Genomic DNA, 15461 nt, shown 5'->3' with positions numbered 1-15461 from the left:
ACCGCCGCGCGCCGCTCCGCTACGCCGCCGCTGCCGTGGCCGCCGTCTGCGGGGGAGCCGAGGGGCGGCGCAGGGTCAGGGAGAGCGCGGCCGAGAACAGGCCGATCGCGCCGGCCAGCACGTACGCGCCGTCGTAGCCCCAGGCCGCCACGGCCGCCGCGCCGAGCCCGCTGCCCAGCAGGCCGCTCACGACCTTGGAGCTGTAGACGAGGCCGTAGTTGGAGGCGTTGTGGTTCTCCCCGAAGTAGTCGGGCACCAGGGAGGCGAACATCGGGAAGAAGGCGCCGCCGCCGAGCCCCGAGAGGAACGCGAAGAACAGGAACAGCACCTCCAGGTGCTCCGTGCCCGACCACAGCACCCCGAACTGCGACAGCCCCAGCACCAGGCACACCCCGGTGAGGGTCTGGCGCCGCCCGAGCCGGTCGGAGAGCCAGCCGCACAGGCCGCGCCCCGTTCCGTTGATGATCGCCATGACGCCCATCGAGGACGCGGCGACCAGCGGGCCGAAGTGCATCTCCTTCGCGAACGGCACCTGGAAGGAGATGCCGAAGATCGAGACGCCGGCCGTGCACAGCATGCACGCCCACATCAGCGGCAGCATGCCGGTCCTGATCGCCTGGCGGGGCGTGAACTGCCCTGCGGCGGGCGGGTTCTTGGCGAGCGCGCGCCCCGTACGGGCGTCGGCCGCGCGGGCCACCGGGTCGACCTGCGCGGGCCACCAGTTCTTCGGCGGGTCCTTGAAGAACATCCCCGCGATGGCGGTGAGCAGCAGCACGTACAGGCCGACCAGGTCGAGCACCATCCGGTAGTTGCCCTCGTCGAAGCCGTAGGAGAACAGGAAGATGAACGGTACGGAGCCGTACGCGAAGGCCCCGTTGACGAAGCCTGTCTTGCCGCCGCGGCGCTCGGGGTACCACTTGCCGACCATGTTGATGCAGGTCGCGTACACCAGCCCGGAGCCGGTGCCGCCGAGCACGCCGAAGCCGAGGATCGCCCACGCGATGGACGGCGCGTGCGCCAGGCTCACGCAGCCGACCAGCGAGGCGCCGGAGCCGATCAGCATCGCGGCGCGGCTGCTGAGTAGGCCCTTCTCGCGCAGCCTTCCGGCCGGGAAGGCCACGGCCGCCTGGAAGAACACCCAGACGCTGAGCGTCCAGAAGGTGCCCGTCGACGTCCAGTGGTGCGCCCGCGAGAGCGTGGCCTCGGCGGCGCCGAAGGCGTACTCGAAGATGCTGATGCCCAGCATCGCCGCCCAGGGCAGCCACACCATGGTGCGCCGCGGATAGCCGAGCAGGTCGCGGTCGCTCTCGCCGATCCGGTACTCCCGTCCCTGCGCATCACGAACGAAGCGCACAGGTTGGGGAGTTGCCCGGACCATGTCCTCTGCCGTCATGTCACATCGCCTCGCGGCTGATCGATTTCGGGTGGGATGTGCCCCTCCTCCCGGCGCGGTGGGAGGAGGGCCGTTCACGGCGGCACCCGGCGAAGCCGGGCCCGCGCTACATCGCCTCGCGGCTGATCGGGTGTGGATTGGGCACGATGCGGCGGGCGTTGGGCCTGCCCGGCTGGTGGAGGAAGAGGGCCAGGAGGGCCGAGGCGATGCCGATGGAGCCGGCCAGGACGAACGCGCCCTGGTAGTCCCACGCGGACACCACCACGGCGCCCATGCCCGAGCCCACGAGCCCGGAGACCAGCTTCGAGCTGTAGACCATGCCGTAGTTGGCGGAGTTGTAGTTCTCCCCGAAGAAGTCCGAGGTCATCGCGGCGAACAGCGGGAAGATCGCGCCGCCGCCGAAGCCGGAGACCATCGAGCAGAACAGGAAGAACGGCATGTTGCCCATCGACCCGGAGAGCAGCACCCCGAACTGCGCGCTCCCCAGCACCAGGCACACGATGACCAGCGTGTTGCGCCGCCCGTACTTGTCGGAGATCCAGCCGATGACGCCCCGGCCCGTGCCGTTCACCACGGCCTTCAGCGACATGGCCGTGGCCACGATGCCGCCCGCGAAGCCCATGTCCTTGCCGAACGGCACCTGGAAGGCGATGCCGAAGATGTTGATCCCGGCCGTGCACAGCAGGCAGAACCACATCATCCACAGCACCGGCGTGCGGGCCGCCTCGCGCGGCGTGTACTGCTTCACCGCCGGCGGGTTCTTCTCCAGCGAGCGCACGATGCGCTTGTCGGCGGGCGGCTTGAGCGGATCGACGTGGGAGGGCCACCAGTTCTTCGGCGGGTCCTTGAAGAACCAGCCCGCCGCCGCCACCGCCAGACAGCAGACGACCCCCACCAGCACCAGCACGCCCTGGTAGTTGCTCAGGTCCATGTAGCCGGTGAAGAGGAAGACGAAGGGTACGGAGCCGTACGCGAAACCCCCGTTGACCAGCCCCGTCTTGCCCCCGCGGCGCTCCGGGTACCACTTGCCGACCATGTTCACGCAGGTCGCGTACACCAGCCCGGCGCCGATGCCGCTGAAGGCGCCGAAGCCGAGGTAGGCGAGCGCGACATGCGGCGCGAACGCGAGCGCCAGATAGCCGAGGAAGGTCCCCGCGGCGCCGAGCATCATCGCGTTCCGCGCCGGCAGCCTGCCGCTCTCCCGCAACTGGCCGGCGGGGAAGGCCATGGCGGCCTGGAAGAAGACCCAGACCCCCATGAGCCAGAAGATGTGCCCGCTGCTCCACGCGTGCGCCGTGTGCAGGGTGTCCTCGGCCGAGGTGAACGCGTACTCCGAGGAGCTGATGCCCAGCATGCCGATCCATGGACAGAGCACCATGACCCAGCGTGGTCGCCCCATGATGTCCCGGTCGGTCTCACCGACCCGGTACACCCTCCCGTTCCGGTCGGTCACCTCGCGGTACGGGACGGCCGACGGCACTTCGGTGGTTGTCATGTCGCACCCCTTGCATGGAGAAGGTTTCCGTCAGCGCCCCCTGTCGAAATCCCTCTGTGCGTCGCCCCGTCGAGCCGCGCCGATCCGCGTCGGGCCGCGGGGTGGTGCGTCCTGCCGCCTCAGTCGTAAGCCGCCCTCGCGGGCCGGGCCCTCATGACACGGGTCCCGGTGGAAGGTGCCCGGCGGCCCGCGCCCAGGCGTACTTCGCGCCGAGGACCGCGACCGGCTTCTCCGTCGTGTAGGGGTAGGCGGGCACGCCGTGCTCGAAGAGGTACGCGCTCGCCTCCTCGACCTCCGTGTCCCCGGCCAGCGAGGCCACGACCGGCTTGTGGATGCCCTGCTCGCGCGCCTCGGCCACGACCCGCGCGGTGAGCTCGGCGAAGACCATGGGCGGGGTGACGATGGTGTGCCAGTAGCCCAGCACGAGCGAGTGGATGCGCGGGTCCTCCAGGCCCAGCCGGATCGTCGCCTCGTACGTGGAGGGCGGCTCGCCCCCCGTGATGTCCACGGGGTTGCCCGCGGCGCCGAACGGCGGGATGAAGCGGCGGAACGCCTCGTCCAAGTCCGCTGGGATCTCCATCAGATGGAGCCCGTTGTCCACGATCGCGTCGGAGAGCAGTACCCCCGACCCGCCCGCACCCGTGATGATCACGGTGTTGTCGCCCCGCGGCGTCGGCAGCACCGGCAGCGCCCGCGCGTACTCCAGCATCTCGTTGAGGCCCGGCGCCCTGATCACGCCCGCCTGCCGCAGCACGTCGTCGTACACCGCGTCGTCCCCGGCCAGCGCCCCGGTGTGCGAACCGGCCGCCTTGGCTCCCGCGCTCGTGCGGCCCGCCTTGAGCACCACGACCGGCTTCTCGCGTACGGTCTCGCGCGCCGCGTCCACGAAGGCCCGGCCGTCCTTGAGGTCCTCGAGGTGCATGGCGACGACCTCGGTGTGCGGGTCCTCGGCGAAGTAGGTGAGCAGGTCGTCCTCGTCGATGTCGGACTTGTTGCCGAGCCCGACGATCGCCGAGACACCGGTCTTCGTACTCCGCGCGAACCCGAGGATCGCCATCCCGATCCCGCCCGACTGCGAGGTCAGCGCGACGCCTCCGCGCACGTCGTACGGGGTGCAGAAGGTGGCGCACAGGTCCTGCCACGTCGAGTAGTAGCCGTAGATGTTGGGCCCCAGCAGCCGCACCCCGTACCGCTCGGCGATGGCCACGATTTCCGCCTGGAGCTCGTGCTCACCGGTCTCGGCGAAGCCGGAGGGGATCAGCACGGCGTTCGGTATCCCCTTTCGTCCGGCCTCCTCCAGGGCGCCGGGGACGAACTTCGCGGGGATCGCGAAGACCGCCACATCGACCTCGCCCGGCACGTCCTTCACCGTCTTGTACGCCTTCAGGCCGAGGATGTCATCGGCCTTCGGGTTCACCGGGTGGATGTCGCCGGGGAAACCGCCGTCCACGAGGTTCCGCATCACCGAATTGCCGATCTTCCCCGGCTCGTTGGAGGCGCCGACCACGGTGACCGAGCGCGGCTGCATGAGCCTCCGCATCGCCGTGCGGATCTCCTCCTTGGAGTAGCGGCGCCGCTCCTTCGGGGCACCGTCCCCGAGCAGGATCCGGATGTCCGCCGCCTGTACGCCGTCCGCCGCGGCGAACACCGGGTTCAGGTCGATCTCCGTGATCTCCGGGAAATCGGCGGCCAGTTGGGACACGCCGCGGATCAGCCCGGCCAGCGCGGCGCGGTCCACGGCCTCGCCGCCCCGCACGCCGCGCAGCACCTCCGCCGCGCGGATGCCGTCCAGCATGGACAGCGCGTCCTCCTCGCTCGCGGGCGCCAGCCGGAAGGTCACGTCCTTGAGCGTCTCCACCAGCACGCCGCCGAGCCCGAAGGCCACGACCTTGCCGAAGGTCGGGTCGGTCACCGTGCCGACCAGCACCTCCGTGCCGGGCCGCGCCATCTGCTGGACCTGTACGCCGTGGACGCGCGCCTTCGCGTCGTACGCGCGGGCGTTGGCGACGATCTCGGTGAACGCGCCGCGCACCGCCGACGCCGAGGACACCCCGGTGATCACGCCGCCCGCCTCGGTCTTGTGCAGGATGTCGGGCGACACGATCTTCATGGCCACCGGCGGCCCGATCCGGTCGGCCAGCGCGACGGCCTCGTCAGCCGACTCGGCCAGCCCCTCGGCCGGCACGGGTATCCCGTACGCCTCGGCCACGCGCCGCCCCTCGGGCCCGGTCAGCGCGGTCCTGCCGTCGGCCCGTACGTCCTCCAGCACTTCGCGCACAGCTTTCGCGTCCGCCATGGGTCAGATCACTCCGTCCGTCTCGAGCAGCCGTATCTCCTCTTCGCCCAGGCCGAGTTCGCCCACGTACACCTCTTCGTTGTGCTCGCCGAGCAGGGGAGACGCGGTGACCTCGACGGGGGAGTCGGAGAGCTTCATGGGGGAGCCGACGGTGGTGAAGCTGCCGCGCTGCGGGTGCGGCACGTCCACGATCATGCCGTTGTCGGCCAGCGAGGCGTCCTCGACGATCTCCTTGGTGGAGAGGATCGGGCCGCAGGGGATGTTGCGCGCGTTGAGCGCCTCCAGCACCTCCCACTTCGGCAGCGTGGCGGACCACTCCTCGATGAGCTGGAACATCTTGCCCAGCTTGGGCAGCCGCGCCTCGGGGGTGCTCCAGTCGGGGTCCTCGGCCAGCTCGGGCCGGCCGATCAGCTCGCAGATCGGCTGCCAGCCCACCGGCTGCACGATCACGTACACATAGTCGTTGGGCCCGCCCGGCGCGCACCGGACCGCCCAGCCCGGCTGCCCGCCGCCGCTCGCGTTGCCCGAGCGCGGCACCTCGTCGCCGAAGTCGTCGTTGGGGTACTCCGCCAACGGCCCGTGCGTCAGCCGCTGTTGGTCCCGCAGCTTCACCCGGCACAGGTTGAGCACCGCGTGCTGCATGGCGACCTGTACCCGCTGTCCGCGCCCGGTGCGTTCGCGCTGGAACAGCGCCGCGAGGATGCCGGCGACGGTGTGCACGCCGGTGCCGGAGTCGCCGATCTGCGCACCGGTGGCCAGCGGCGGGCCGTCCTCGAAGCCGGTGGTGGACATCGATCCGCCCATGGCCTGCGCGACGACCTCGTACGCCTTGAAGTTGGTGTACGGGCCCTCTCCGAAGCCCTTGATCGAGGCGTACACCAGCCGCGGGTTGATCTCCTGGATCCGCTCCCAGGTGAAGCCCATCCGGTCCACGGCGCCCGGCCCGAAGTTCTCCACCAGCACATCGCTGCGCGCGATGAGCTCGGTGAGGATCTCCTTGCCGCGCGGCGACTTGGTGTTGAGGGTGATGCTCCGCTTGTTGCAGTTGAGCATCGTGAAGTAGAGCGAGTCCACGTCTGGGAGGTCGCGGAGCTGCTTCCGCGTGATGTCCCCGCTCGGCGCCTCCAGCTTCACCACGTCGGCACCGAGCCAGGCGAGGAGCTGGGTGGCCGAGGGACCCGACTGCACATGCGTCATGTCGAGGACGCGCACGCCGTCGAGCGCCCTGCCCTCACTCATGTTCATGCTGGTCACAGAGCTCACCTCACTTGTACATGGTCTGGTTCATCGTTCCCGGCGCGTAGGCGTCCGGGTCGACCCAGACGTTGATCAGCGACGGCTTGCCCGACTCCCGTGCGCGCTCCAGCGCGGGGCGGATCTGCGAGGGCTCGCGCACCTCCTCGCCGTGGCCGCCGAGCATCCGCGCGAACTGGTCGTAGGGGACGTCGCCGAGGGTGTTGCCGACCCGCTCGCGCTCCTCGCCGTACTTGGCCTTCTGGCCGTAACGGATCTGGTTCATCGAGGAGTTGTTGCCGACGATGCCGACGAACGGCAGGTCGTAGCGCACCAGGGTCTCGAAGTCCCAGCCGGTGAGGGAGAACGCGCCGTCGCCGAAGAGCGTCACGACCTCCTTGTCCGGGCGCGCCTGCTTGGCGGCCAGCACGAAGGGGACGCCGACGCCGAGCGTGCCCAGCGGCCCCGGGTCCATCCAGTGCCCCGGCGACCTGGGCTGCACGACCTGCCCGGAGAAGGTGACGATGTCGCCGCCGTCCCCGATGTAGATCGAGTCCTCGGTCAGGAAGTCGTTGATCTCGCTGACCAGCCGGTACGGATGGATCGGCGAGGCGTCCGAGCGCAGCTGCGGCAACCGCTTCTCCACCGCGGCCTGTTCGGCGGCGCGCAGCTCCTCCCGCCACGCCTTGCGCTGCGCCGCCGCGCCGTTCAGCCGCCCGGAGGCCGCCTCGGTGACCGCGGACAGCACTAGATCGGCCGAGCCCACGATGCCCAGGTCGACGTCCCGGTTCTTGCCCACCGTCCGGTAGTCCAGGTCGATCTGCACCACGGTCGCGTCCGGCGAGAGCCGCTTCCCGTACCCCATGCGGAAGTCGAACGGGGTCCCCACGATCACGATCAGGTCGGCGTTGGAGAAGGCGAACCGGCGCGAGAGCTGGAAGTGGTGCGGGTCGCCCGGCGGCAGCGTGCCGCGCCCCGCGCCGTTCATGTACGCGGGCACGTCGAGCGTCCGCACCAGCTCGGTGGCCGCGTCCGTGGCGCGGCAGGTCCAGGTCTGGCCGCCCAGCAGGATCGCCGGGCGCTCGGCGTGCACGAGCAGGTCGGCGAGCTTCTCGACCGCCTCGGGATCGCCGGCCTGCCGCGTGGAGGCCCGGTAGTGCCCGGCCTCCGGCACCCGCGCGCCGTCCGCCGGCACCTTCGCGTCCAGCACGTCGCGGGGTATCTCCAGGAAGGAGGGGCCTGGCGCCCCATGGTAGCACTCGCGGAACGCCATCGAGACCATGTCGGCGGCGCGCGCCGTGTCCGGCACGGTGGCCGCGAATTTCGTGATCGGCGACATCATGTCCACGTGCGGCAGGTCCTGGAGTGAGCCCATCTTGTGCTGGGTGTGGGCTCCCTGACCGCCGATCAGCAGCATCGGTGACTCGGCGCGGAAGGCGTTGGCCACGCCGGTCACCGCGTCGGTGGTGCCGGGGCCCGCGGTGACGACGGCGCATCCCGGCTTGCCGGTGAGCCGCGCGTAGCCGTCGGCCGCGTGCGCCGCGACCTGCTCATGACGTACGTCGACGACCTCGATGCCCTCGTCCACACAGCCGTCGTAGATGTCGATGATGTGGCCGCCGCAGAGCGTGTAGATCACCTCTACGCCCTCGGCCTTCAGTGCCTTGGCGACCAGATGACCGCCGGATATCCGCTCCTGCTGGGGGCCTTGTTCCGCTTCCTCGGGCATGGAGATCCGCGTCCCTTCGCACGCTCTGCGCCCGGGAGTCGGCGCACTGGTGCCGCACCTGCGGCGCCAACCACCGGGCCGTGACCGGAGATTGCATACAGTCGACGTTATCCTGTATGAAACTCGTTATCCCGCAGAGTCCGGGTGATGTCCAGGGGGCGCGCAGCGATTCGTTTCCGACGACGGCCCTTTCCGGCCGGATGCACACAGTCGGCCGGACACGGCAGCCGGCCGGACACACACGAGGAGCGCGGATGGATCTGTACGTGTACGAGGAACGCCAACTCCTGGCGCAGCACGGCGTGTTGGTGCCGGACGCCGAAATCGCCGACACGCCGGAGGAGGCTCGGAGTGCCGCCTTGCGCCTCGGCCGAGGGCGGAATGGAGATCGAGGAGGTCGCGGCGGCCCGCCCCGGCGCGGTCACGCGGGTGCCGGTCGACCCGGCGGAGGGCGTCACGCCGGCGGCCGCGGCCCGCATCGCCACGGCCGCCGGGCTCCCGCGGGACGCCGCCGAAGTGCTGTGCGCGCTCTGGCGTGTTCTGATCGCCGAGGACGCGCTGCTGGTCGAGGTGAACCCCTCATACGGACCGGGAGCGGGGCCCTCGTGGCGCTCGACGGAAAGATCACGCTGGACGCCAACGCCCGCTTCCGGCACGCGGGTTGGGGAGACGCCGAGATCGCCGGCGACCCCCTGGAGGCGCGGGCCGCCGAGCAGGGCCTCGCCTACGTACGGCTCGACGGCGAGGTCGGCGTGATCGGCGTGATCGGCAATGGCGCCGGGCTCGTCATGTCCACCCTCGACGCGGTCGCGGGCAGCGCGGCGCGCCCGGCGAACTTCCTCGACATCGGCGGCGGCGCCTCGGCCCGCGTGATGTCCGAAGCGCTCTCCCTCGTCCTCGCCGACCCCGCAGTGCGCTCCGTCCTGGTCAACGTTTCGGCGGCATCACCGCCTGCGACGCGGTCGCCGAGGGCGTCGTGACCGCGCTCGACGGCGTACGGCTGACGAAACCGCTGGTCGTGCGCCTCGACGGGAACAGCGCCGCGCGGCCGCGAGCTCCTCGCCGCGTGCCCGCACCCGCTGCTGGAGCAGCGCCCCACGATGGACGGCGCCGCCCGACGCGCCGCCGAACTCGCCACCGCGGCCCGACCGTCACGAGAGGAGGCACGGCGTGTCGATCTATCTCGGCAAGGAGAGCAGGGTCCTCGTCCAGGGCATGACCGGCAGCGAGGGCGCGAAGCACACCCGCAGGATGCTCGCCGCCGGTACGGAGGTGGTGGGCGGCGTCAACCCGCGCAAGGCGGGCAGCACGGCGCGTCTTGAGGACCGCACGCTCCCGGTCTTCGGCAGCGTGGCCGAGGGCGTGCGCGCGACGGGCGCCGACGTGTCGGTGCTGTTCGTGCCGCCGCCCTTCGCGCGTACGGCCGTCGAGGACGCGGCGGACGCGGGGACACCGCTCGCCGTGGTCGTCACCGAGGGCGTCCCGGTGCACGACACGGTGGCCTTCCGCGCGTACGCGGAGGAGCGCGGCACCCGCATCGTCGGCCCCAACTGCCCGGGTCTGATCAGCCCGGGGCAGTCCGTCGCCGGCATCATCCCCGCCGACATCGCGCCCGAGCCGGGCCCGCTGGGCCTGGTGTCCAAGTCCGGCACGCTCACGTACCAGCTCATGCACGAGCTGCGGGACATCGGCTTCAGCACCTGCGTGGGCATCGGCGGCGATCCGGTGGTCGGCACCGCGCACACCGACTGCCTCGGCGCGTTCGAGGCCGACCCCGACACCGGAGCCCCACACCCGGAGCCCCACACCCGGAGCCCCATGCCCGGAGGCCCAACGCCCGGAGCGCACACCTGAGTTCGTACACCACCCCGCACGCCCATCCCCGCCCGTACGTGCAACGAGAGCGGAGCTTCACATGGGAACGACGCAGGCACCCTCCACCCCGACCCTCATGCTCAAGCCCGGTATGTCCTGGCCCGACGCCTGGGCCCGCTGCGTGGCCCTCGCGCCCGAAGCGTTCGGCGCCGACGGCCGGGTCCGCAACCTCTGGAACGGCACCTGGCACGCGGACGGCACCCCGCTGCCCTCCACCAGCCCGGTCGACGGCGGCGCACTCGCGGGCCCACCCCTGCTCGACGCGCGGTCCGCGGGCGCCGCCGTACGCGCCGCCCTCGACCAGCACCGCGCGTGGCGGCACCTGGCGCTGCCGGAGCGCCGCGCCCGCGTCGCCGCCGCGCTGGACGCGCTGGCCGAGCACCGCGCGACCCTCGCACTGCTCCTCGTATGGGAGATCGGCAAGCCGTGGAAGGCGGCGCAGGCCGACGTCGACCGCGCCCTCGACGGAGTGCGCTGGTACGTGGACCACATCGACGGCATGCTCGAAGGCCGCGCGCCCCTCCACGGCCCCGTCTCCAACATCGCGAGCTGGAACTACCCGATGAGCGTGCTCGCCCACGCCATGCTCGTCCAGGCGCTCTCGGGCAACGCGGTCATCGCCAAGACCCCCACCGACGGCGGCCTCTGCACGCTCACCCTGGCCTGCGCGCTCGCCGTACGCGAGGGCCTGCCGCTCACCCTGCTCAGCGGCAGCGGCGGCGAGCTCTCCGAAGTGCTGGTGCGCGCCCCGGAGATCGGCTGCGTCTCCTTCGTCGGCGGCCGCGACACCGGGGCCCGCGTCGCCACCGCCGTCGCCGACCTGGGCAAACGCCACATCCTCGAACAGGAGGGCCTCAACTGCTGGGGCATCTGGGACTTCACCGGCTGGGAGGCCCTCACCCCGCTGCTGCGCAAGACCTTCGACTACGGGAAGCAGCGCTGCACCGCGTACCCGCGCTTCGTCGTGCAGCGCTCCGCCTTCGCCGACTTCCTCGCCGCGTACCTCCCCGCCGTACGCGGCCTCCGCTTCGGCCACCCGCTGGCCGTCGCGCACCCCGAAGACCCGCTCCCCGAACTGGACTTCGGCCCCCTCATCAACGCGGCGAAGGCCAAGGAGCTCGCCGGCCGGACCGCCGAGGCCGTCGACCGCGGCGCGGTGCCTCTGCACCGCGGCACCCTCGCCGAGGGCCGCTTCCTCCCAGGTCAGGACACCTCCGCGTACCTGCCTCCGACCACGCTCCTCTCACCGCCGCCGGCCTCCCCGCTGCATCACGCCGAGCCGTTCGGCCCTGTCGACACCCTCGTACTCGCCGACACCGAGGCGGAGCTCCTCACCGCCATGAACGCGAGCAACGGCGCCCTGGTCGCCACCCTCTCCACGGACGACCGGGAGCTGTACGAGCGCCTCGCACCGCAGATCCGCGCCTTCAAGACCGGCCACGGGACGCCCCGTTCGCGCGGCGACCGCTCCGAGCTCTTCGGCGGTTACGGGGCCTCCTGGCGCGGCGCCTTCGTCGGCGGCGACCTCCTCGTACGGGCGGTCACCGAGGGCCCGCCGGGCGAGCGACTCCCGGGCAACTTCCCGGAGTACCGGTTGCGGCCGGAGGCGGCGTAGCGGCTGTGCGGGGCGGGGCTGGGCCCAGGAATTGCCTTCCGGTCCGTGATCAGCCGATGCCCTGGCGGTCGGCCTCCAGCGCGAAGCGCTGCTCGTCCGGGTCGTGCACCCGCGCCAACACGGCGCGTTCGAGCAGCCGCCGGTTCTCCCGCAGGGGCCTGGCCCGCTCCTCGGGGGCCAGCCGCAGCAGGTCATCCAGCGCCGCCGCCAGCCGCCGCGAGACCTGCGGATTCCCGGCCGCCGCCGTCCTCAGTTCCGCGAAACCGAGGTCAACCAGCGACGCCCAGTCCGGCAGATCCTGCGCCAGCCGTACGCCGCCGCCCCGGTCCCTGTGCAGCAGCACCCCCAGGGGCCGGGCGGCGGCCGTCCCCAGGAACTGCTCGATCCGGTCCACGCACTGCACGGCCGTCGTCGGATCGTTCACCGCGGGCGACAGCGCCCGCAGCCCGATGTCGGCCAACTGCCGCAGCCCGAAGCCGAGATCCTGGTGGAACGTCCGCTCCACCCCCGCGCTCAGCGCCGCACACAGCCCCCGCGCGCCGAGCCGCCCGCGCGCCTCGCCCGACACCCCGAACACCGGTGTCCCCGGCACCAGGAAGTCCCCGATGCGGGGCAGCAGATGGAGCACCACCCCGTGCCGCCGCGCGATCCGCACGAGCCGCGCGACGTGCACGTCCCGCAGGACCCCGCTCCGCCCGCGGTAGCTGACGACCCGGTCGTACGGGGGCGGCGGTTCCCCCTCGTACGGCTCGGCGTCGGCGCCCAGTGTCCCCGCCGCCTCCTTGGCGATCCGGTCCAGTACGTGGCTGACGCGCATCAGCTTCATGATCGAGTTCACGTACGCGATGAACAGCAGCAGGCTCAGCACCACGAGCCCCACCGCGACGGCGCTGGTCGCCACGGGGACCGCCGTCACATAGCGGATGTCCCGCTCGGTGTCGTACTGCGTCTGCACGAGCAACGCGAACACGAAGGTCGCCAGGAACGCGGAGAACGTGCCCTTGGTGATCCGGTTGCGCACGTACAGCCGCATGACCCGTTGCGACCACTGGCCCGACACCATCTGCATCGCCACGAGGGAAATCGAGAACACGACCCCGATGAACGTGAGCATCGCGGGCCCGACCATGCTCACGATCCCCTTGGCGTCGCCGGTGAACCGCACCGCCTCCCGCAGCAGCCCGTCGTCCCCGGTGCCGCGCAGCACGTCCACGATCCACACGTCGACGCCCCCGCACGCCCACGCCAGCACCGCGGCCCCCACCAGCCCCACCACCGGCGCGAACCAGAAGGTGTCCCGCAGATGCTCCCGCAACGGCGACAGCGGCCGGGGCCGCCGCTCCACAACGACATATCCGGACGTTCCACTCACACCAGGACCATATGTCGAATAACGCAGGTGAAACCCACTCCGAACTCTTGCTACAGTCTCCGTGTCGCCGCGACGCCCAAGGGCCCGCGGACGACACACACCTAGTCCGGGTGGCGGAATGGCAGACGCGCTAGCTTGAGGTGCTAGTGCCCTTTATCGGGCGTGGGGGTTCAAGTCCCCCCTCGGACACCATGATCAACAGGCCCTGACCAGGAAATTGCCCTGGTCGTATGGGTCCACGTGACCAACCGCGTGACCAACGCGCGAGCGGACCGATATAGACGAGGCCCTGACCGGTGACGGTCAGGGCCTCGTTCGTTGTCGGTGCTGTGCGGGGCTCGTTGGCGGTGTGGTCGCCCCGGCCTGCTCCTGTGTGGTTTGACCGGTGCTGAGTTCGCCGGAACGGCCCTGGCGGCGGAGTTTCGGCGCAGCCCGTTGAGGCTTCCCCCCGGGGGCGGATGACCGGGCGGAGGCGCGAAACGGGGATTCTTTACCCGTTCTTCTTCAGGGCCGGCGGCTCACGCGGAAGCAGAACTCCCTATGCGCGGCGCATCGGAGGGGTGGCTCGCGTAATGGAAGGATGGAGCGGTCCCTCCCCCCCCGCCTGCGCCTCGCGATCGTTCCAAGCAGCAGGGGCGCAACGCGGTGAGACAGCCAAGCGGGCGCGCGGAGGGAAGCGACTGATATGTGGCGTGAAGAAGTCTTCAACGAGTCCCTTCATTGGCCCCGGCAGCGTGCGCGCTGGCCGGGGCCAATGGAGAAACTCGTTGGCTGCCGCGTCCGCCAAGACTCGTCCCGCGTGATGGGTCTGGTCGCCTGCACAAGGCCGTGCCGCCTGGAGGCCCCACACGTGACCTCGGACCCGCCATCGAACTCCGTTCCTTCACCGGCCTGGACGCCGTCCGCGCCGACCTGCTCGACGTGTACGCCGAGGTACGGGCGCCGCCGCCCAGCGGTGGCCACGGGCTGATCGGGCTGAGGGAGCGCGTACGGCTGGCGGGCGGCGGCATCGAGACGGGACCACGGCCCGGCGGCGGCTCCCTGGTGGCAGCCGAACTGCCCGCGCCCGCCCCCGCGGAGACCGCCGCCGGCCCCGCGTCCGGAAGCGCAGCCGACACCGGAACTCGAACCGAAGCCGGAACCGAAACCGGAACCTGACCAGCAAAGGCCCGAGTGCGCAGCGCCGCTGTCTCGGGCTCTGCTGGGGCCGGGCCGAACGCCTCTGCCCCTCACAGGCGTTCCGCACGTCCGCGCTCGGTCATGGTCGCGTAACAGGGCACTTCGCACGGTTGAGCGATCCGCCGGGCCCATGATCAAGTCGATCTTGAACAGTCCGTCTGAACCGACACGGACAATCGAACAAAGGAGAGACTCATGCGCACGTTCCACAAGAAGGCGGCCCTGGTCCTGGCCGGCGCGGCTGCCGCTTCCAGCCTCTCCCTGTTCGCCGCCGGCAGCGCCTCCGCCGCCGAGGGCGACCTGTACCCCACCCAGGACGCCTGCCTCAAGGCCGCCACGGACGAGGCCCACAAGCTGGACCCGGCGCCCTCCGAGTGGAACTGCAAGAAGGACGGCGACCAGTGGAAGCTGAACCGGGTCAGCTGACCCGGAACCGACGACCGACCTCCGAGGCCCCGGCCGCCGCGGCACCCCGCCGAAGGCGCCGGGGCCTCGTCCGTGCCCGCGGCTCCGTCCCGTCGGCCCGTGTCGGCGCCGCGCGGGCGCTCGGCCCCGCGCCTACGGGATGATCCCCAGACCTCGTTGGGTCCTCTATTCGAGGAGGTGGAGTCGTCCCGTCTCGGTGGCCTGAGGCTGCGCCGAGCCTCCGCTGCGGGGTGTGTTGACGAGTTGTCGGGCTTTGGCGATTCCGATGTGGAGTCGTTTGCGGAGGGTCTCGGCGGAGATGGGGCGGTGGTGTGTCCGCCAGTGCTGGGTGTCTTCCTCGCGCGCCTGGGAGAGCAGGGTCTGCTCGTGGCTCGGAACCTGTCGGGTAGTTGGGGCCTGCTGATCGCAGAGCTCCTCTCGCGACGGCGATGGCATGAACGGAGCCGGTTGTGCGGTGCTGATGGCTCTGAGGAGGCCGGGGCCGACCGCCGCCCAGTCGATCGGCAGTACCGGTCCGACGGAGTCGAAGGCGGTCTTGCCAAGCTGGCCGGTCAGCAGTGGCTCGGCCACATTCAGGACCAGCGTCATCAGGCTTGCGACCGTCAAGAGCCGCCGTGCAAGACGCGCCGAGCCGCTCGGCGGCATACTCCTGCAGGTCATCCCGCACCGCGTCGGGCCCCGGCCAAACCGGCCGCCCACCCGCAAGAACGGCTCGTCAAGTTCGGCCGCCCGCAGGCCCGTTGCTGCCTGTCCCCGCATTCTCGGCGGGGTGCCCGCAGACGCCGGTCGCACCCGCGGGGCGGACGGCTTCCGCAAGCCCTCAAGCTGACACCGCATCAGCCCGATGG

The 15461-nt window shown here is 71.2% G+C and carries 10 protein-coding genes, 1 tRNA gene and 2 pseudogenes; 6 read left to right on the top strand and 7 right to left on the bottom strand.

Going from position 1 to position 15461, the window contains the following annotated elements:
• Positions 1–19: 19 nt before the first annotated feature.
• From ABEE00_RS17320 to ABEE00_RS17300, 5 genes are all read right to left on the bottom strand, one after another.
• Positions 20–1393 carry an OFA family MFS transporter gene (locus ABEE00_RS17320; protein WP_345746398.1) on the bottom strand — a complete coding sequence of 458 codons (1374 nt, stop codon included), beginning with the start codon at positions 1391–1393 and terminating at the stop codon, positions 20–22.
• A 106-nt stretch (positions 1394–1499) separates the two neighbouring features.
• Entirely contained in the window at positions 1500–2888 is a 1389-nt protein-coding gene (locus ABEE00_RS17315) for an OFA family MFS transporter (RefSeq protein WP_345746397.1), read from the bottom strand.
• A gap of 151 nt (positions 2889–3039) precedes the next feature.
• Positions 3040–5184 carry an acetate--CoA ligase family protein gene (locus ABEE00_RS17310; protein WP_345746396.1) on the bottom strand — a complete coding sequence of 715 codons (2145 nt, stop codon included), beginning with the start codon at positions 5182–5184 and terminating at the stop codon, positions 3040–3042.
• Between the two features lie 3 nt (positions 5185–5187).
• On the bottom strand, positions 5188–6429 hold the full coding sequence (gene frc / locus ABEE00_RS17305) for a formyl-CoA transferase (RefSeq protein WP_345746502.1): 1242 nt from the start codon (positions 6427–6429) through the stop codon (positions 5188–5190).
• 19 nt (positions 6430–6448) lie between these two features.
• Positions 6449–8146 (bottom strand): thiamine pyrophosphate-binding protein, encoded by a 1698-nt coding sequence (locus ABEE00_RS17300; RefSeq protein ID WP_345746395.1) that lies wholly within the window; start codon positions 8144–8146, stop codon positions 6449–6451.
• A gap of 363 nt (positions 8147–8509) precedes the next feature.
• On the opposite strand from ABEE00_RS17300, the pseudogene ABEE00_RS17295 reads away from it, so the two are divergent.
• The 3 genes and pseudogenes from ABEE00_RS17295 to ABEE00_RS17285 form a co-directional block, all read left to right on the top strand.
• A pseudogene (locus ABEE00_RS17295) lies at positions 8510–9288 on the top strand (ATP-grasp domain-containing protein); the annotation flags it as partial.
• A 28-nt stretch (positions 9289–9316) separates the two neighbouring features.
• A pseudogene (locus ABEE00_RS17290) lies at positions 9317–9928 on the top strand (CoA-binding protein); the annotation flags it as partial.
• Positions 9929–10061: 133 nt separating this feature from the next.
• Positions 10062–11636, top strand: coding sequence for an aldehyde dehydrogenase family protein (locus tag ABEE00_RS17285; protein ID WP_345746394.1), 1575 nt, complete (start codon positions 10062–10064; stop codon positions 11634–11636).
• Between the two features lie 49 nt (positions 11637–11685).
• Here the strand turns inward: ABEE00_RS17285 and ABEE00_RS17280 are convergent, their stop codons facing one another.
• Positions 11686–13008 (bottom strand): DUF2254 domain-containing protein, encoded by a 1323-nt coding sequence (locus ABEE00_RS17280; RefSeq protein ID WP_345746393.1) that lies wholly within the window; start codon positions 13006–13008, stop codon positions 11686–11688.
• A gap of 104 nt (positions 13009–13112) precedes the next feature.
• On the opposite strand from ABEE00_RS17280, the gene ABEE00_RS17275 reads away from it, so the two are divergent.
• The 3 genes from ABEE00_RS17275 to ABEE00_RS17265 all read left to right on the top strand — a co-directional run bounded on the left by ABEE00_RS17275 (position 13113) and on the right by ABEE00_RS17265 (position 14613).
• Positions 13113–13200, top strand: a tRNA-Leu gene (locus tag ABEE00_RS17275).
• Positions 13201–13836: 636 nt separating this feature from the next.
• Positions 13837–14166, top strand: a complete 330-nt coding sequence (locus tag ABEE00_RS17270) for an ATP-binding protein (protein ID WP_345746508.1) — start codon at positions 13837–13839, stop codon at positions 14164–14166.
• Between the two features lie 216 nt (positions 14167–14382).
• Positions 14383–14613 (top strand): hypothetical protein, encoded by a 231-nt coding sequence (locus ABEE00_RS17265; RefSeq protein ID WP_345746392.1) that lies wholly within the window; start codon positions 14383–14385, stop codon positions 14611–14613.
• Positions 14614–14778: 165 nt separating this feature from the next.
• Here the strand turns inward: ABEE00_RS17265 and ABEE00_RS17260 are convergent, their stop codons facing one another.
• Positions 14779–15201, bottom strand: a complete 423-nt coding sequence (locus ABEE00_RS17260; protein ID WP_345746391.1) for a hypothetical protein — start codon at positions 15199–15201, stop codon at positions 14779–14781.
• Positions 15202–15461 lie beyond the last annotated feature (260 nt).

The sequence above is a fragment of the Streptomyces odontomachicola genome, from assembly GCF_039605595.1.
Taxonomy (GTDB): Bacteria; Actinomycetota; Actinomycetes; order Streptomycetales; family Streptomycetaceae; genus Streptomyces.
The sequence above is the reverse complement of the archived record's forward strand: the minus strand, read 5'-3'. Positions and strand labels throughout refer to the sequence as shown.